This window comes from Xanthomonas sacchari, from assembly GCF_024266585.1.
In the GTDB taxonomy this organism is placed as follows: Bacteria; Pseudomonadota; Gammaproteobacteria; order Xanthomonadales; family Xanthomonadaceae; genus Xanthomonas_A; species Xanthomonas_A sacchari_C.
This window is the reverse complement of the sequence record NZ_CP100647.1, coordinates 2,711,202-2,725,087: the sequence shown is the minus strand read 5'-3', so window position 1 is coordinate 2,725,087 and position 13,886 is coordinate 2,711,202. Positions and strand designations below refer to the sequence as shown.

The following is a 13,886-nucleotide window of genomic DNA, read 5'->3' as shown; positions in this document are numbered from 1 at the left end:
CAGGTGGCGGCGGCGCGTTGCGCTTCAGTCGGGACAGCTCTGCACTTCGATGCTGACGTGGCCCAGCGTGGCCACGCCCTGCAGGCGCGCGTGGTAGAACGCCGCCGGCCGCGGTTTGTGCGTCACCAGCGACACGATCGCCGCGTGCTGGCCGGGGCCGATCCGCCACACGTGCAGGTCGGCGATGCGCTCGTCGTCCTGCTGCAGGCGTTCGCGGATCTGCGCCTGCAGCGCCGCCGGCGCCGAGGCGTCCAGCAGCACCGCGCCGGTGTCGCGCAGCAGCGCCAGCGACCAGCGGGCGATGACGATGGCGCCGACGATGCCCATCAGCGCATCGGTCCAGGTCCAGCCCAGGGACTTGGCCAGCAACAGGGCGACGATCGCCATCACCGAGGTCAGCGCGTCGGCCAGCACGTGCAGGTAGGCCGAGCGCAGGTTGTGGTCGGCATGCGCATGCCGGTCGTGGCCGGCCGCCTGTGCCTGCGCGGCATGGGCGTGCCCGTGGTGATCGTGGGGATGATGATGGTCGTGCGCGTGATCGTGGCCGTGCCCGTCGTGGCGCTCGTGCGCGTGGTCGCCGTGCCGATGCGCGGCATGGGCGCGTGCAGGGGCGTGGTCGTGATGATGGCCGTGACCATGCCCGTGATCGTGGTGGTGGTCGGCCCCCAGCATCCAGGCGCTGAGCAGGTTCACCAGCAGGCCCAGGGTCGCGATCCACAGGGCCTCGTCGTAGGCGATGTGCACCGGCTGCGCCAGGCGCAGCGCCGACTCCACGCCGATGCCGAGCGCGATCAGCGCCAGGATCAGCGCGCTGGAGAAGCCGGCCAGGTCGCCGACCTTGCCGGTGCCGAAGGTGAAGCGGGGATTGTGCCGGTGCCGCCGCGCGAACCAGTAGGCGAAGCCGGCCAGCGACAGCGCACCGGCATGGGTGGCCATGTGCAGGCCGTCGGCCAGCAGCGCCATCGAGCCGGTCCACCAGCCGGCGACGATCTCCACGAGCATCATCACCGTGGTCAGTGCGACCACCGACCAGGTGCGGCGCGCATTGCGCTCGTGGCGCGTGCCGAGGAAGTCGTGCTGATGGGTGAACGCATCCAGGGTGTCGTGGTGGCTCATGGCGGACTCGGCCGGGCAGGGAGGCGTCGCGATTCTAGCGCTGGTGTCGGTGCCGCGCAGGCTGGCCACGCCCGTCCGCCTGCACCCAGAACACGTACGGCAGGCAGAGCGTGCACCGGCCGCGGCGATAGAATGGGCGCATGGCCAAACGCAGACCCTTCGCTTCCGACACCTCCGATCTGCTGAGCGTCGACCGCGAGGCCATGCGGCCGCTGGCCGAACGCATGCGCCCGCGCACGCTGGACGAGATGGTCGGGCAGAAGCGCCTGCTGGCGCCGTCCAGCGCGCTGCGCCGTGCGGTCGCCGCCGGACGCGTGCATTCGATGATCCTGTGGGGGCCGCCGGGCTGCGGCAAGACCACCCTGGCGCTGCTGCTGGCGCAGTACGCCGAGGCCGAGTTCAAGGCGATCTCGGCGGTGCTGTCCGGGCTGCCGGAGGTGCGGCTGGTACTGGCCGAGGCCGCGCAGCGCTTCGCCGACGGGCGCCGCACGGTGCTGTTCGTCGACGAGGTGCACCGCTTCAACAAGGCGCAGCAGGACGCTTTCCTGCCGCACATCGAACGCGGCACCATCCTGTTCGTCGGCGCCACCACCGAGAATCCCTCGTTCGAACTGAATTCGGCGCTGCTGTCGCGCTGCCGCGTGCACGTGCTGGAGGCGGTGTCGCCGCAGGACATCGCCGAGGCGCTGCAGCGGGCGCTGCACGATTCCGAACGCGGGCTCGGCGCCGAGCAGCTGCGGGTCTCCGACGCGGCGCTGCTGGAGATCGCCGGCGCCGCCGATGGCGACGTGCGGCGTGCGCTGACCTTGCTGGAGATCGCCGCCGAACTGGCCCAGGACGAGGGCGGCGAGATCACCGCGCAGACCCTGCAGCAGGTGCTGGCCGACCGCACCCGCCGCTTCGACAAGGGCGGCGAGCAGTTCTACGACCAGATCTCGGCGCTGCACAAGTCGGTGCGCAGTTCCAACCCGGACGCGGCGCTGTACTGGCTCACGCGCATGCTCGACGGCGGCTGCGACCCGGCCTACCTGGCGCGGCGGCTGACCCGCATGGCGATCGAGGACATCGGCCTGGCCGATCCGCGCGCGCAGTCGATGGCGCTGGAAGCCTGGGACATCTACGAGCGCCTGGGCAGCCCGGAAGGCGAACTGGCGTTCGCGCAACTGGTGCTGTACCTGGCCAGCACCGCCAAGTCCAACGCCGGCTACGCCGCCTTCAACCAGGCCAAGGCCGAGGTGCGCGAGACCGGCACCCAGGAGGTGCCGCTGCACCTGCGCAACGCGCCGACCAAGCTGATGAAGACCCTGGGCTACGGCGCCGACTATCAGTACGACCACGACGCCGAGGGCGGTATCGCCCTGGACCAGACCGGCTTCCCCGATGCGATGGGCGAGCGGGTCTACTACCGGCCGGTGGAGCGCGGGCTGGAGATCAAGCTCAAGGACAAGCTCGACCGCCTGCGCGCGGCGCGCGAACAGGCGCGGGCTGACAAGGCCGGGCGCTCGCCTTCATAATCGGCGCACAGGAGATGGCATTCCTCCTCGAACCGCCCGCAGCACTGCGCGCTGATGATGCCTGCCCAACCCCCGCCGGGGTGGCAGGTCCGCGCCCCGGCATCGTCCTTGTGGAGAATCCGATGCCCGTTCCTTCTCGTCTTCCTGCTGCCGCTCCGGCTTCCGTCTCGCGGAGGCGCGCATGAACCTGTCCCTGTGGTGGCAGCAACTGCTGCTGGCGATGGCCGGCGGCGCGGTTGGCTCCGGTATGCGTTTCGCGGTCGGCAGCGTGCTGCTGCAGCGCTACGGCGCCGGCTTCCCGTGGGGCACGCTGGCGGTGAACCTGGCCGGCGCCTTCGTCGGCGGTTTCCTGCTGGTGTGGATCGAAGGCCGCGGCGCCAGCGCGCCGTACTGGCGGGCGCTGCTGATCGTCGGCCTGATCGGCGGGCTGACCACGTTCTCCTCGCTGATGATGGAAAGCATGGTGTTCGTGCGCAACGGCCGCCTCGGCATGGTGCCGCTGTATCTGGCGATCACCCTCGCGGCGGGACTGGTGCTGGTGTTCGCCGGCGCGCGCACGGCGGCCGAACTGCGCGCGCCGACGGTGACCGCCGAGCGCTGAGCGGCCGGGCGCGCGCCTATCCCAACAACGCGGCGCCCACGCCCAGCGGTGGCGCCAGCAGCGCCAGCGGCACGATCAGCCGCGGCCGGTACGGCAGCAGGCCCAGGGTCAGCAGCGCCGCGCTGGCGCTGAGCGAGCCCACCCACAGCACCGGGCCGATGCCCCAGCCGTGCGCGGCGACGCAACAGGCGAGCGCCGCGCCCAGCAGCAGCCAACCGGCGACCTGCAGTTGTCGCAGGCGCGGCGCGGCGGCGCGGCGCGCGCCGTACAGGTCGAGCTGGTGCTTTTCCATGCCCAGGCACAGCGCGACGAAGCCGGAGAAGGCCAGGCACAGGCCGAGCACGGTCATGCGCCCTCCGTGGCCAGCACCGGCTTGCCCGAGCCGCCGCGCTCGCGGGCGCGGCGTTCGGCCGCCGACAGCGGCGGTTGCCAACGCTGCATGCGCCGCGCGGCCAGGGCCAGGGCCAGGCCGAGAAACAGGCAGACCAGGTCGAACCCGGCTAGCGCCCAGTCGCCGGCCAGCAGGCTCACGCCCAGGTGCGCATCGGTGGTGATGGCGTTGAGTAGCGGCAGCCCGCCGAACAGCGCCGCCCCCGCATACAGTTGCCAGGCCCACATCGCGCGCTTCGGCCACACCTGCGCGGCGAGCAGGGCCGCCGCCCAGGCCAGGAAGAACACCGCCGCTTCGCGCTCCGGGCGCGCCTCCAGGTGCAGCGGCAGCAGCCGGTTGCCCCAGAAGTACGCGGCGAAGGCGATCGGCAGGCCGGCGACGGTGCCGATGTTGAGCGCGTCGACCAGGCGCAGGCCCAGGCCGATGCGCCCGGCCTTGGCATGCTTGGGCCGCTCCTTGACCGCCCACAGGATCGCGCCGCTGGCCACCATCAGGCAGCCGAGCAGGCCGCAGCCGAAGAACAGCCAGCGCAGCCAGGGGCCGGCGAAGTGCGCCAGGTGCAGGCCGTACAGGGTGCTGCGGGTTTGCGCGGCGGCACCGAGCGTGCCGCTGCGGCCGAGGATCTGGCCGCTGCCGGCGTCCAGCAGCAGCGACGGTGCGTCGTAGCCCAGCCGCTGGCCGTCGCCCTGGCGGATCTGGATGGCCGCGGCGGCATCGCCGGCGTTGTACACGGTGAAGCCGGCGATCGGCGCCTGCGCGCCCCATTCGTGGCGCGCCACGTCCAGCAACTGCGCGATCGGCAGCATGCGTCCGGGCGTGCCGCTGGCCTCGCGCAGGTTTTCCGGTTCCTGGAAGGCCTCGGCGTAGAACGCCTGCTCGGCATCGGGATAGGCCGTCTTGATGCCCCAGGGCAGGTACATCAGCATCAGCGTGACCAGCCCGGTGTAGGTGATCATCGCGTGGTAGGGCAGGGCGAGCACCGCGCTGGCGTTGTGGAAGTCCAGCCACGAGCGCTGGCCCTTGGCCGGGCGGAAGGTGAAGAAGTCCTTGAAGATCTTCTTGTGGGTGATGACGCCGCTGATGATCGCCACCAGCATGAACATCGCGCAGAAGCCGACGATGTAGCGCGCCCACAGCGCCGGGATGTAGTGCAGGTCGAAGTGCAGGCGGTAGAAGAAGTCGCCGCCACGGGTGTCGCGGGTCCGGCTGGCCTCACCGCTGACCGGGTCGAGCAGGGCGCTGCCGAACATCTCCTTGCGGCTCTGGCGGGCGCCGTCGGCCGGCGGCGGATTGCGCCAGAACAGGTCGGTGAACGGTGCGCGCGGGCTGGCCAGCGACACGAACCACTGCGGCGACTGCGGCGCCTCGCGCTGCAGCAGCGCCACCGCACGCGCGGCCACCACGTCGGTGCCCGGTTGCGCGCGCGGCAGTTCCGGGCGCATCCAGCGGCTGATTTCGTTGCGGAAATAACTGGTGGTGCCGGCCATGAAGATCAGCAGCAGCACCCACGACACCAGCAGGCCGCTCCAGGTGTGCAGCCAGGCCATCGATTGGCGGAATCCCTGCTTCATGGCGCGTGCTGCTGCAGCCAGGCGATGGCCAGCGCCATCGGTGCCAGCAATGCCGCGATGCCCAGCCAGGCGCGCCCGGCGCTACGCGCGGCGAACGCCCACAGCGCGGTGCAGGCGCAGACCAGGATGCCCAGCATCATCCCGCTCAACACCGCCTGCGCGCGCACCGATGGCCACAGCAGCGGCAACAAGACCGAGGTGGCCGCGGCCAGCGTGTAGCCGCCGACGATGGCGGCGAGGGTGCGGGCGAGCACGCCCAGCCAGGGCGGCAGCACACGCGCGGCCGCGGTGGGAAGGTGTGGCGGCGCTGGCGGAACTGGGTGCATGGGAGCCCGTCGAGAGAGGCACCGGCTTGGCGACAGGGCTAGGCGGAGCGGGATGGCGGCAAAGGTGTGTGCTTAGTTAATGATACTCATTCCTATTTTCGACGCAAATCCGTAACTTGGCTGGCGTCGTGTGGCCGCCAGTGGCTGGGGACGGCGGCGTCGATGGCTTCGGCGGCCGAACTCCTGCACCATCGGTCCGGCCATCGGACTGCCTGGGGATGCCATGAAGATTCTGGTCGTCGACGACTACCGCACGATGCGGCGTCTCATCCGCATGCTGTTGGGCCAGCTCGGCTACGACGACGTGGTCGAAGCGGCCGACGGCGAGGCGGCACTGGCCGCGATGCGGGCGGAGAAGATCGGCCTGGTCATTTCCGATTTGAACCTGCAGCCGATGACCGGTCTGGCGTTGCTGCAGGTGGTTCGCAGCGACGCCGTGCTGTCCTGCACGCCGTTCCTGATGGTGGTCGCAGAGGCGCGCAGCGACAAGGTGATCGCGATCCGCGAAGCGGGCGTCAGCGGCTATATTGTCAAGCCGTTCAATGCGGACATGCTGAAGGAGAAGCTCGCACGTGTGCTCTGAGTGGATTGCGGAGCGCTGGTGCGGTCGGGAGGGTGGCGTCAGCGTGGTGTAGCGGTCGCTGTGCTTGGTGCGGCGGTCATTGCATCAGCGGCGGCAATCTTCTGCGTTACCGCGTCCCGCAGCGGCGACGCGGCGGGCAGCAGGGTCAGCAGGTGGCGCCAGTCGCCAGCTGCGTCGGCATAGCGCTGTTGCTGGAAGTCGGCGATGCCGCGCATCCAGAGCGCCCGCTGGTTGTCCGGTTCTTGCGCCAGCACCCGGTCGAGCATGGCGCGTGCGGCGCTGCCGACGGCCAAGTCCGTGCGTTGCGCCATGTCGGTCTCGGCCCAGCCGAGCAGGGCCTCGACATTGTCCGGGGCGATCCGCAGGGCCTGCGCATAGGCCTGCTGCGCATCGTGGGGGCGCCGCGCCTGTTGCGCCTCCCAGGCCTGCCGCAGCCAGCCTTGCAGCCGCTGCGCGGTCTGCTCCGGTGCGGCCGGCGGCAACGGCTGCAGTGGGACGCCGGCCAGGGCCGCCGGCGTGCCGATGTGCCAGTACAGGCCGGCACCGAGCAGCGGCAGGCCCAACGCCAGCAGCACGGCGATGCCGCGTTGCGGATGTGCGCCGGCGTGCGCTGCCAGCAACGGGCGCAGCACCGCGAACAGGGCGATGCCAAGCATCGCCGTGGCGGCGAGGGCGAAACCGGGCGTCACCAGGCGTCCTCCGCGTCCGCGTCCGCCGTCGCGGCGCCGATCGCGCGGCGGCGCTGCCGCAGCGTCGCCAACACCATCGCGGCACCGCCCAGCAGCAACAGCGCCGGCCCGAACCACAGCAGCCAGGTGGCCGGCGCCAGCGGCGGGTCGTACAGGACGAAGGCCGAGTAGCGATCGACCATGTACTGCTTGATCTGCGCGTCGCTGCGTCCGGCCTGCAGTTGCGCGAACACCTGGTGGCGCAGGTCGCGCGCCAGGGTCGCGTCGGAATCGGCCAGGTTCTCGTTCTGGCAGACCAGGCAGCGCAGTTGCGCGGTCAGCTGCTGGAAGCGCTGTTCCTGCGCATGGTCCTTGAAGGGCAACGGGTCGACCGCTTGGGCGAACGCCGGCAATGCGCCGCCCAGCAGCCACAGCAGCACCAGCAACCGCCGCCACGGCGTGCGTCGGCGCGTTGGGGCGGCGATCGCGCTCATCGCCGCGCTCCATCGAGCGCCACGATCGCCGGACGCAACTCGTCGGCCAGCACCTGCGGCGTCAGCACGCCGACATGCTTGTAGCGGACCACGCCGTCGGCATCGATCAGGAAGGTTTCCGGCGCGCCGTACACGCCCAGGTCGATCGCGCGCTGGCCATCGCTGTCCACCAGCACCAGCGCATACGGATTGCCGCGCTGCGCCAGCCAGGCGGCGGTGTCGTGCGGATCGTCGCGGTAGGCGTAGCCGACCAGCGCCACGCCCAGCTGCCGGGCCTGCGCCATCAGCAGCGGATGCTCCTCGCTGCAGGCCATGCACCAGCTGCCGAACACGTTGAGCAGATATGGGCGGCCACGCAGCTGCTGGCTGCCGCTACGCAGGTCCGGGCGGTCCAGGCGTGGCAGCGCGAACGCCGGCACCGGCTTGCCCAGCAGCGGCGAGGGTACGGCACGCGGATCGTGGCTGCGGCTCCACCACAGGCCGAACCCGAACAGCGCGGCCAGCAGCAGGAACCCGGCCAGCGGCAGCAGCCGGCTCATGGTGCGGCGCCGGCGAGTGCGGCCGGCGTAGCGGCGCTGTCCGCGATCGGCTGCGCGCGCAAGCGGCGCGCGCCGGCGCTGACGAAGCCGCCGAGCATCATCAGCAGGCCGCCGGCCCAGATCCAGCGGATGCAGGGCTTGTCGTACAGGCGCAGGGTCCAGCCGTACTCGATGTGCTGGTCGTCGACCGGTTCGCCCAGCGCGACGTACAGGTCGCGCAGCACGCCGGCATCGATCGCCGCCTCGGTCTGGATGCGCTCGCTGCTGTACAGGCGCTTCTGCGGATGCAGCACCGCCACGACCGCGCCGTCGCGCAACACGCTCACGGTGCCTTGCTCGGCCTTCCAGTTGGGGCCGTCGACCAGGCGCACGCCGTCGAAGCGGAACGCATGCGCGCCGATCTGCGCGCTTTGGCCGGGATCCAGGCGTACGTCGCGTTCCACCGACAGGCTCTCCGACAGCAGCACGCCGGCCACGAACACCGCGACCCCGGCATGCGCCAGCAGCATGCCGGCCAGTTCGGCCGGAAAGCGGCGGCCGCGCGGGGCGCTGCGCCAGCGGGTGAGCGCATACAGCGCGGTGCCGACGCCGACCCAGGCCGCGGCGGCGACCCCGGCCACCGCGCGCAGCGTGCCGGCGCTGAGCAGCCACGCCAGCAGTGCGCAGGCCAGGGCCGCCAACCCGGCGCGCGCGGCCACCGCACGCAGCGCGCCCGGCTCGGTGCGACCCCAGCGCAGGTAGGGACCGAACGGCAACAGCAGCACCACCGGCAGCATCAGCAGCGGGAACAGCAGGCCGAAGTAGGGTGGCCCGACCGAGAGCTTGCCCAGCTGCAGCGCATCGCCGAGCAGCGGGAACAGCGTGCCCAGCAGCACCATCGCCGCGGCCACGCTCAGCATCAGGTTGCCGACCAGGATCGCGGTCTCCCGCGACAGCGCGGCGAACGGCTTGCCGGCGGGCAGGCGCGGCGCGCGCAGCGCGTACAGCAGCAGCGAGCCGCCGACCACCAGCACCAGGAAGCCGAGGATGTACAGGCCGCGGCGCGGGTCGGCGGCGAAGGCGTGCACCGAGGTCAGCACGCCGGAGCGGACCAGGAAGGTGCCCAGCAACGCCAGCGAGAACGCCAGGATCGACAGCAGCAGGGTCCAGGCGCCGAGCGCGCCGCGCTTTTCGGTGACCGCCTGGGTGTGGATCAGCGCCGCGCCGACCAGCCACGGCATGAAGCTGGCGTTCTCCACCGGATCCCAGAACCACCAGCCGCCCCAGCCCAGCTCGGCGTAGGCCCACCAGCTGCCGGCGACGATACCGGCGCTGAGGAAGCCCCAGGCGACGTTGGTCCACGGCCGCGCCCAGCGTACCCAGGCTTGGTGTTGCTCGCCGCCGAGCAGCGCGGCGATGGCGAAGGCGAAGGCCACCGAGAAGCCGACGTAGCCGGTGTACAGCACTGGCGGATGCAGCACCATGCCCGGGTCCTGCAGCACCGGGTTGAGTTCGCTGCCGTCGCGCGGCATCGGCGACAGCCGCGCGAACGGATTGGAGGTGAACAGGACGAAGGCCAGGAACCCGCTGGCGATCAGCCCGAGCACGCCGAGCACGCGCGCGGCGAAGGCCTCGGGCAGATGCCGGCCGCTGCGCGCCAGTGCCACCGTCCACAGGTTGAGGATGGCGATCCACAGCAGCAAAGAGCCCTCGTGCGCGCCCCACACCGCGGCCAGCCGGTAGTACCAGGGCTGCGCCAGGTTGGCGTTGGCGGCGACGTAGCGCACCGAGAAATCCAGCTGCAGCAGCGCGTAGCCGAGCAGGGCGAAGGCCAGCCAGGCGAAGCCGGCCTGGGCGTAGGCCGCCGGCCGCGCCACCGCCATCCAGGCGCGCTGGCCGCGCCAGGCGCCGAGCAGTGGCAGCACGCCCTGCACCAGCGCCAGCAGCAAGGCCAGGATCAGCGCGCACTGGCCGAGTTCGGCGCTCATCGCGCCGCGCTCCCGGCGCCGAGCGGCGCAGTCGGACTCATGGCCGCGCCGTCGCCGCGGTGGCCGCCGCACTGCGATTGCCATGCGCCTGCGCCATCGCGTCCTTCAGTTCCTGCGGCATGTAGGTCTCGTCGTGCTTGGCCAGCACTTCGGTGGCGACGAAGCGCGCGCCCTGCATCGAGCCGGTGGCGATCACCGCCTGGTTGTCGCGGAACAGGTCGGGCAGGATGCCGGTGTAGGCGACCGCCGTGGCGCCGGCCTTGTCGATCACGGTGAACTGCACCTGCAGCGCATCGGCGCTGCGCGTGATCGAGCCGGCCTTGACCATGCCGCCGAGCCGGAACACCCGGTAGTCCTTGGCCGCGCCGGCCTGCACCTGGCTGGGGGTGAACAGGTAGCTGATGTTGTGCTGCAGGGCCAGCACGAACAGGCCGGTGGCCAGCGCCGCGGCGCCGAGCAACAACAGCACCAGCAGCAGGCGGCGCTTACGGGTGGGATGCATCGCGCGCTCCGGTGCTGGCGGTTGCGGTGCCGCGGGCGCGGCGGGCCTGTTCGCGGGCCACTTGCGCGCGGATCCCGGCGAGCAGGCGGCGCTGGCGGCGGCGCGGCAGCAGGCTGTCCAGGCTCAGCACGACCAAGGCCAGCGCGTACGCGCTCCACACGTAGACGGCGTAGCCGCCCATCGCCCAGAAGCCGCTCATGCCGCGTGCTCCGCGGGCAGCGGTGCGGTGTTTGCCGGCGACGCCGGCACCGGCGCTGCCTGCAGTGCGATCGCCCGCACCCAGGCCTTGCCGCGCTCCAGCGCCAGCAGGTCGGTGCGCATGCGTCCGCACAGGCTCGCGACGTAGTAGCACTTGCTGGCGGCCACGCCGAACAGCAGCGGCCACAGCATCGACAGCGGCATCTTCGACGGGCCCAGCACGCGCACGGTGGACCCCTGGTGCAGGGTGTTCCACCAGACCACCGAGTAATGCACGATCGGCAGGTTGATCAGCCCGACCAGCGCCAGCAGCGCGGCGGCGCGCGCGCCCTGGCGCGGATCGTCGATGGCGCGGTGCAGGCCGATCACGCCCAGGTACAGGAACAGCAGCACCAGTTCCGAGGTCAGCCGCGCGTCCCAGGTCCACCAGGTGCCCCACATCGGCCGGCCCCACAGCGAGCCGGTGCACAGGGTGACGAAGGTGAAGGCGGCGCCGATCGGCGCCGAGGCCATGCAGGCGATCTCTGCCAGTTTCACCCGCCACACCAGCGCGACCAGGCCGGCGACGCCCATCGCCGCGTAGACGAACAGGCTCATCCACGCGCACGGCACATGCACGAAGAGGATGCGGTAGGCGTCGTGCTGCTGGTAGTCCGGCGGCGCCAGCACCAGCCCGCCGTAGCCGGCCACGGCGCCGAGCAGCACCGCCGCGGCCAGGCTCCACGGGCGCACCGCGCCGGCCAGGCGGTAGAAGGTCGGCGGCGCGCCGAGCCGGTGCAACCAGAGCGGGATCCAGGAACGCATGGCGGGCCTTCAGCGGGCGAGGGGGGCGCTGCGCGGCAGTGCCTGCACCGCGGCGGCGGCGTCCACCTGCAGCAGGCCGTCGCGCGTGCGGCTGGTGCGCAGCAGCAGGTCGTGCACGCTGCGCGCGTCCAGGTGCGGCGCCAGCGCCAGCAGCAGCGCGACCACGCCGCTGACGTGGGCAGTGGCCATCGACGAGCCGGAGGTGAAGTCGTAGCCGCCATTGGGCTGGGTGGTGAGGATGTCCTCGCCCGGCGCGCTGAGCACGCCCGCCGGCGCTGGCGTGGCGGCGCTGCTGCGCACCACGATCACCCCGGGAATGCCGTCGGGAAAGCCGTCCAGGCGGCCGTTGGGCGGCATTGCCGCGACCACGATGCGGCCGTCGCGCAGCAACTGCTCCAGCAGCTTGCGCAGCAGCGGGTCGGCCGGGCCGCCCAGGCTGAGATTGACGATGCGGGCACGGGTATCGCCGATCGCCGCCAGCGCCTTGGCCAGGGTGAAGGAGTTGCAGCCGGCGCCGGCGCCGGCGCCGGGGCGCTGCGGATACCAGCAGGCCTTGTACACGTCGAGCATCGCCTTCGGCGCGATGCCGACGATGCCCAGGTGGTTGTTGCTGCCGGCGGCGATGATGCCGGCGACCTCGGTGCCGTGGTGGTCGCGGTTGAACGCGCCCGGATCGGCGGCGACCAGGTCGCGGGTGCTGCGCAGGCGCCCGCGCAGGTCCGGATGGGCGGTGTCCACGCCGGTGTCGACGATCGCCACGTCCACGCCCTGGCCCTGGCTCAGCGCCTGCGCGGTGGCCGCGTTGGTGGCGGCGAAGCCGCGCTGCATGTCCACGTAGGGGTCGTTGTAGCGCAGCGGCTGCGTCGGCGCGGCCGCGGCCGCGGCCTGGCCGTCGGCCGAATAGGTGCCGAAGTCCTGCAGCGGCTGCGACAGCGCCACGCGGTCGTCCTTGGCCAGTTGCGCCAGCAGCGCCGCGCGGTCGCTGCCCGGCGCCGGCTCCAGCACCACGCAGTACAGCCCCAGCGCCTTGATCGGCCAGCCGGCCACCTGGCGCAGGCCGTAGCGCGTGTTCAGCGCCTCCAGGGTGGCCACCGCCTGGGTGCCGGCGCCGTAGTAGCGTGCGGCGGCGTAGCCGAGCAGGTTGGAGCCGGCGTGGCGGCTCGGCGCGGCCATCGGGTTGGCCACGGCGAGGACGATCTGGCGCTGGCTGTCCAGCGCCGGCGACGGATCCAGGCTGGGCGCCTTGGCCGCGGCCGCGGGATCGGTGACTGCCGCCGGCGCGGCATGGGCGCAGGCGCCCAGCCCCAGGCAGGCGGCGAGCAGGATGGCCAGACGCAGCGTCATGGTGCGGCGATCGGCTCGGCCAGGCGGATGCCGGCGGTGGCGCGCAACTGCTGCACGCTGCGCTGTGGCTGCGCCGGTGCACCGGCCTGGATCGGCACCACGGTGTAGGCGCCGGCGGCGTTGGGGCCGCCGATCACCCGCAGCTGCAGCTTGCGCAGCAGCGCGTCCCAGTCGGCCAGGGTCATGCGCGCATCCGGCACCACCCGGATCGCGTTGGCCGCCAGCGGCTGCGCGGCGTCGCTGAGGGTGCGGTAGGCGGCGCTGCGCTCGTGCTCGGCGGACAGGCGCATGCCCAGCACGCCCAGGCCCACCGCCTGCAGCAGGGCGGCGGCGACCAGCGCCCGCGTGGTCCAACTGGCGCGGCGGCGCGGCGGCTGCGCCTGCGGCAGCGGCGCGTCCAGGCGCTGCAACAGGCGCTGCAGTCCGGCCTCGGCGTCCACCGGCACGTCGCTGGGCAGGGTCATGGCCATGCGCAGGCGGTTCTGCTGGGCGAACTCGGCGCTGCAGTGCCGGCACTTGGCCAGGTGCGCGACCAGCCACTCGTTTTCTTGTTCCGTGGCGCTGTCCTGCAGCACCCACGGCATCAGTTCCCAGGCATGCGCGCACTCGTTGCCCGGCTCGTTGAAGCCCGTTTTCATCACGCGCTCTCCGTCAGCGTGGACGCGCCGCCGGCCAATCCCGGCAGCACGTTGCGAAGCTTGACCCGGGCATGGAACAGCCGGGCCTTGATGGTGCCCACCGGGCACTGCATGATCGCGGCGACCTCTTCCAGCTTGTGGCCGAGGCCGTAGACCAGTTCCACCACCAGGCGCTGGTCGGGCGACAAACGTTCCAGGCCCTTGCCGAGCCAGTCGCGCAGTTCGCGGTCCTCGTCCGGGTCGGCCGCCGCGGCGTGGTCCTCGGCCAGCGCGCCGTCGTCGATCGCCTCGTCGCTGTGGTGGCGGATCGCCTTGAGCCCGCAGCGGTAGGCGATGCCCATGATCCAGGTCGAGACCTGCGAGTCGCCGCGGAAGTCGCCGGCCTTCTGCCAGACGATCCAGAAGCAGTCGTTGATCGCTTCCTCGATGATGTCCGGGCGCCGGGTCAGCCGCGACAGGAACCGGCACAGGCGGCCGTGGTAGGCGCGGTACAGGCGGGCCAGCGCCTCGCGGTCGCTGGCCGCCATGCGCCGGAGCAGCATGCGGTCGGTGGCATCGCCGAGCAGGTCGGTGTCGTTCATGGGGGCAGGGGTGGCAACGGGCACCGGTATGTGCCGGGGCGGCACGGAA

Annotated in this window: 17 protein-coding genes and 1 riboswitch; of the genes, 3 read left to right on the top strand and 14 right to left on the bottom strand. The window is 72.0% G+C overall.

Features of this window, described 5'->3' with window-relative positions; all coding sequences use genetic code 11:
* Positions 1-24: 24 nt before the first annotated feature.
* On the bottom strand, positions 25-1,116 hold the full coding sequence (dmeF, locus tag NKJ47_RS11285) for a CDF family Co(II)/Ni(II) efflux transporter DmeF (RefSeq protein ID WP_254458006.1): 1,092 nt from the start codon (positions 1,114-1,116) through the stop codon (positions 25-27).
* A gap of 140 nt (positions 1,117-1,256) precedes the next feature.
* On the opposite strand from dmeF, the gene NKJ47_RS11280 reads away from it, so the two are divergent.
* Positions 1,257-2,630, top strand: coding sequence for a replication-associated recombination protein A (locus NKJ47_RS11280; RefSeq protein WP_254458005.1), 1,374 nt, complete (start codon positions 1,257-1,259; stop codon positions 2,628-2,630).
* Between the two features lies 1 nt (position 2,631).
* Positions 2,632-2,701, top strand: a riboswitch (Fluoride riboswitch).
* 110 nt (positions 2,702-2,811) lie between these two features.
* Positions 2,812-3,231 (top strand): fluoride efflux transporter CrcB, encoded by a 420-nt coding sequence (gene crcB / locus NKJ47_RS11275; RefSeq protein ID WP_254458004.1) that lies wholly within the window; start codon positions 2,812-2,814, stop codon positions 3,229-3,231.
* 16 nt (positions 3,232-3,247) lie between these two features.
* Here the strand turns inward: crcB and NKJ47_RS11270 are convergent, their stop codons facing one another.
* Genes NKJ47_RS11270 through NKJ47_RS11260 form a run of 3 tightly spaced genes read right to left on the bottom strand, consistent with a single transcriptional unit; the run spans position 3,248 to position 5,519 of the window.
* Positions 3,248-3,580: a DUF3325 domain-containing protein gene (locus NKJ47_RS11270; RefSeq protein ID WP_254458003.1), complete on the bottom strand. Its 333-nt coding sequence runs from the start codon at positions 3,578-3,580 to the stop codon at positions 3,248-3,250.
* On the bottom strand, positions 3,577-5,193 hold the full coding sequence (locus tag NKJ47_RS11265; protein ID WP_254458002.1) for a PepSY-associated TM helix domain-containing protein: 1,617 nt from the start codon (positions 5,191-5,193) through the stop codon (positions 3,577-3,579). Before NKJ47_RS11265 ends, NKJ47_RS11270 begins: the two co-directional genes overlap by 4 nt.
* Positions 5,190-5,519: a DUF3649 domain-containing protein gene (locus NKJ47_RS11260; protein ID WP_254458001.1), complete on the bottom strand. Its 330-nt coding sequence runs from the start codon at positions 5,517-5,519 to the stop codon at positions 5,190-5,192. The genes NKJ47_RS11265 and NKJ47_RS11260 overlap by 4 nt, the downstream gene beginning before the upstream one ends.
* A 223-nt stretch (positions 5,520-5,742) precedes the next feature.
* On the opposite strand from NKJ47_RS11260, the gene NKJ47_RS11255 reads away from it, so the two are divergent.
* Positions 5,743-6,102, top strand: coding sequence for a response regulator (locus tag NKJ47_RS11255; protein ID WP_254458000.1), 360 nt, complete (start codon positions 5,743-5,745; stop codon positions 6,100-6,102).
* Between the two features lie 38 nt (positions 6,103-6,140).
* Here NKJ47_RS11255 and NKJ47_RS11250 read toward each other — a convergent pair whose 3' ends face one another.
* Genes NKJ47_RS11250 through NKJ47_RS11205 form a run of 10 tightly spaced genes read right to left on the bottom strand, consistent with a single transcriptional unit; the run spans position 6,141 to position 13,837 of the window.
* Positions 6,141-6,791 (bottom strand): tetratricopeptide repeat protein, encoded by a 651-nt coding sequence (locus tag NKJ47_RS11250; RefSeq protein ID WP_254457999.1) that lies wholly within the window; start codon positions 6,789-6,791, stop codon positions 6,141-6,143.
* A complete protein-coding gene (locus NKJ47_RS11245) occupies positions 6,788-7,264 on the bottom strand; it encodes a cytochrome c-type biogenesis protein (protein WP_254457998.1) in 477 nt (158 codons plus the stop codon). The genes NKJ47_RS11250 and NKJ47_RS11245 overlap by 4 nt, the downstream gene beginning before the upstream one ends.
* Positions 7,261-7,803 (bottom strand): DsbE family thiol:disulfide interchange protein, encoded by a 543-nt coding sequence (locus NKJ47_RS11240; protein ID WP_254457997.1) that lies wholly within the window; start codon positions 7,801-7,803, stop codon positions 7,261-7,263. Before NKJ47_RS11240 ends, NKJ47_RS11245 begins: the two co-directional genes overlap by 4 nt.
* Entirely contained in the window at positions 7,800-9,770 is a 1,971-nt protein-coding gene (locus NKJ47_RS11235; RefSeq protein WP_254457996.1) for a heme lyase CcmF/NrfE family subunit, read from the bottom strand. Before NKJ47_RS11235 ends, NKJ47_RS11240 begins: the two co-directional genes overlap by 4 nt.
* Positions 9,771-9,807: 37 nt before the next feature.
* Positions 9,808-10,272: a cytochrome c maturation protein CcmE gene (gene ccmE / locus NKJ47_RS11230; RefSeq protein WP_254457995.1), complete on the bottom strand. Its 465-nt coding sequence runs from the start codon at positions 10,270-10,272 to the stop codon at positions 9,808-9,810.
* Positions 10,256-10,471 carry a heme exporter protein CcmD gene (ccmD, locus tag NKJ47_RS11225; protein ID WP_254457994.1) on the bottom strand — a complete coding sequence of 72 codons (216 nt, stop codon included), beginning with the start codon at positions 10,469-10,471 and terminating at the stop codon, positions 10,256-10,258. The genes ccmE and ccmD overlap by 17 nt, the downstream gene beginning before the upstream one ends.
* Positions 10,468-11,274, bottom strand: a complete 807-nt coding sequence (locus NKJ47_RS11220; protein WP_254457993.1) for a heme ABC transporter permease — start codon at positions 11,272-11,274, stop codon at positions 10,468-10,470. The genes ccmD and NKJ47_RS11220 overlap by 4 nt, the downstream gene beginning before the upstream one ends.
* A gap of 9 nt (positions 11,275-11,283) precedes the next feature.
* Positions 11,284-12,618 (bottom strand): S8 family serine peptidase, encoded by a 1,335-nt coding sequence (locus NKJ47_RS11215; RefSeq protein ID WP_254457992.1) that lies wholly within the window; start codon positions 12,616-12,618, stop codon positions 11,284-11,286.
* Complete coding sequence (locus NKJ47_RS11210) at positions 12,615-13,256, bottom strand: zf-HC2 domain-containing protein (RefSeq protein ID WP_254457991.1); 642 nt, start codon at positions 13,254-13,256, stop codon at positions 12,615-12,617. The genes NKJ47_RS11215 and NKJ47_RS11210 overlap by 4 nt, the downstream gene beginning before the upstream one ends.
* Entirely contained in the window at positions 13,256-13,837 is a 582-nt protein-coding gene (locus NKJ47_RS11205; RefSeq protein ID WP_254457990.1) for an RNA polymerase sigma factor, read from the bottom strand. Before NKJ47_RS11205 ends, NKJ47_RS11210 begins: the two co-directional genes overlap by 1 nt.
* Between the last annotated feature and the right edge of the window lie 49 nt (positions 13,838-13,886).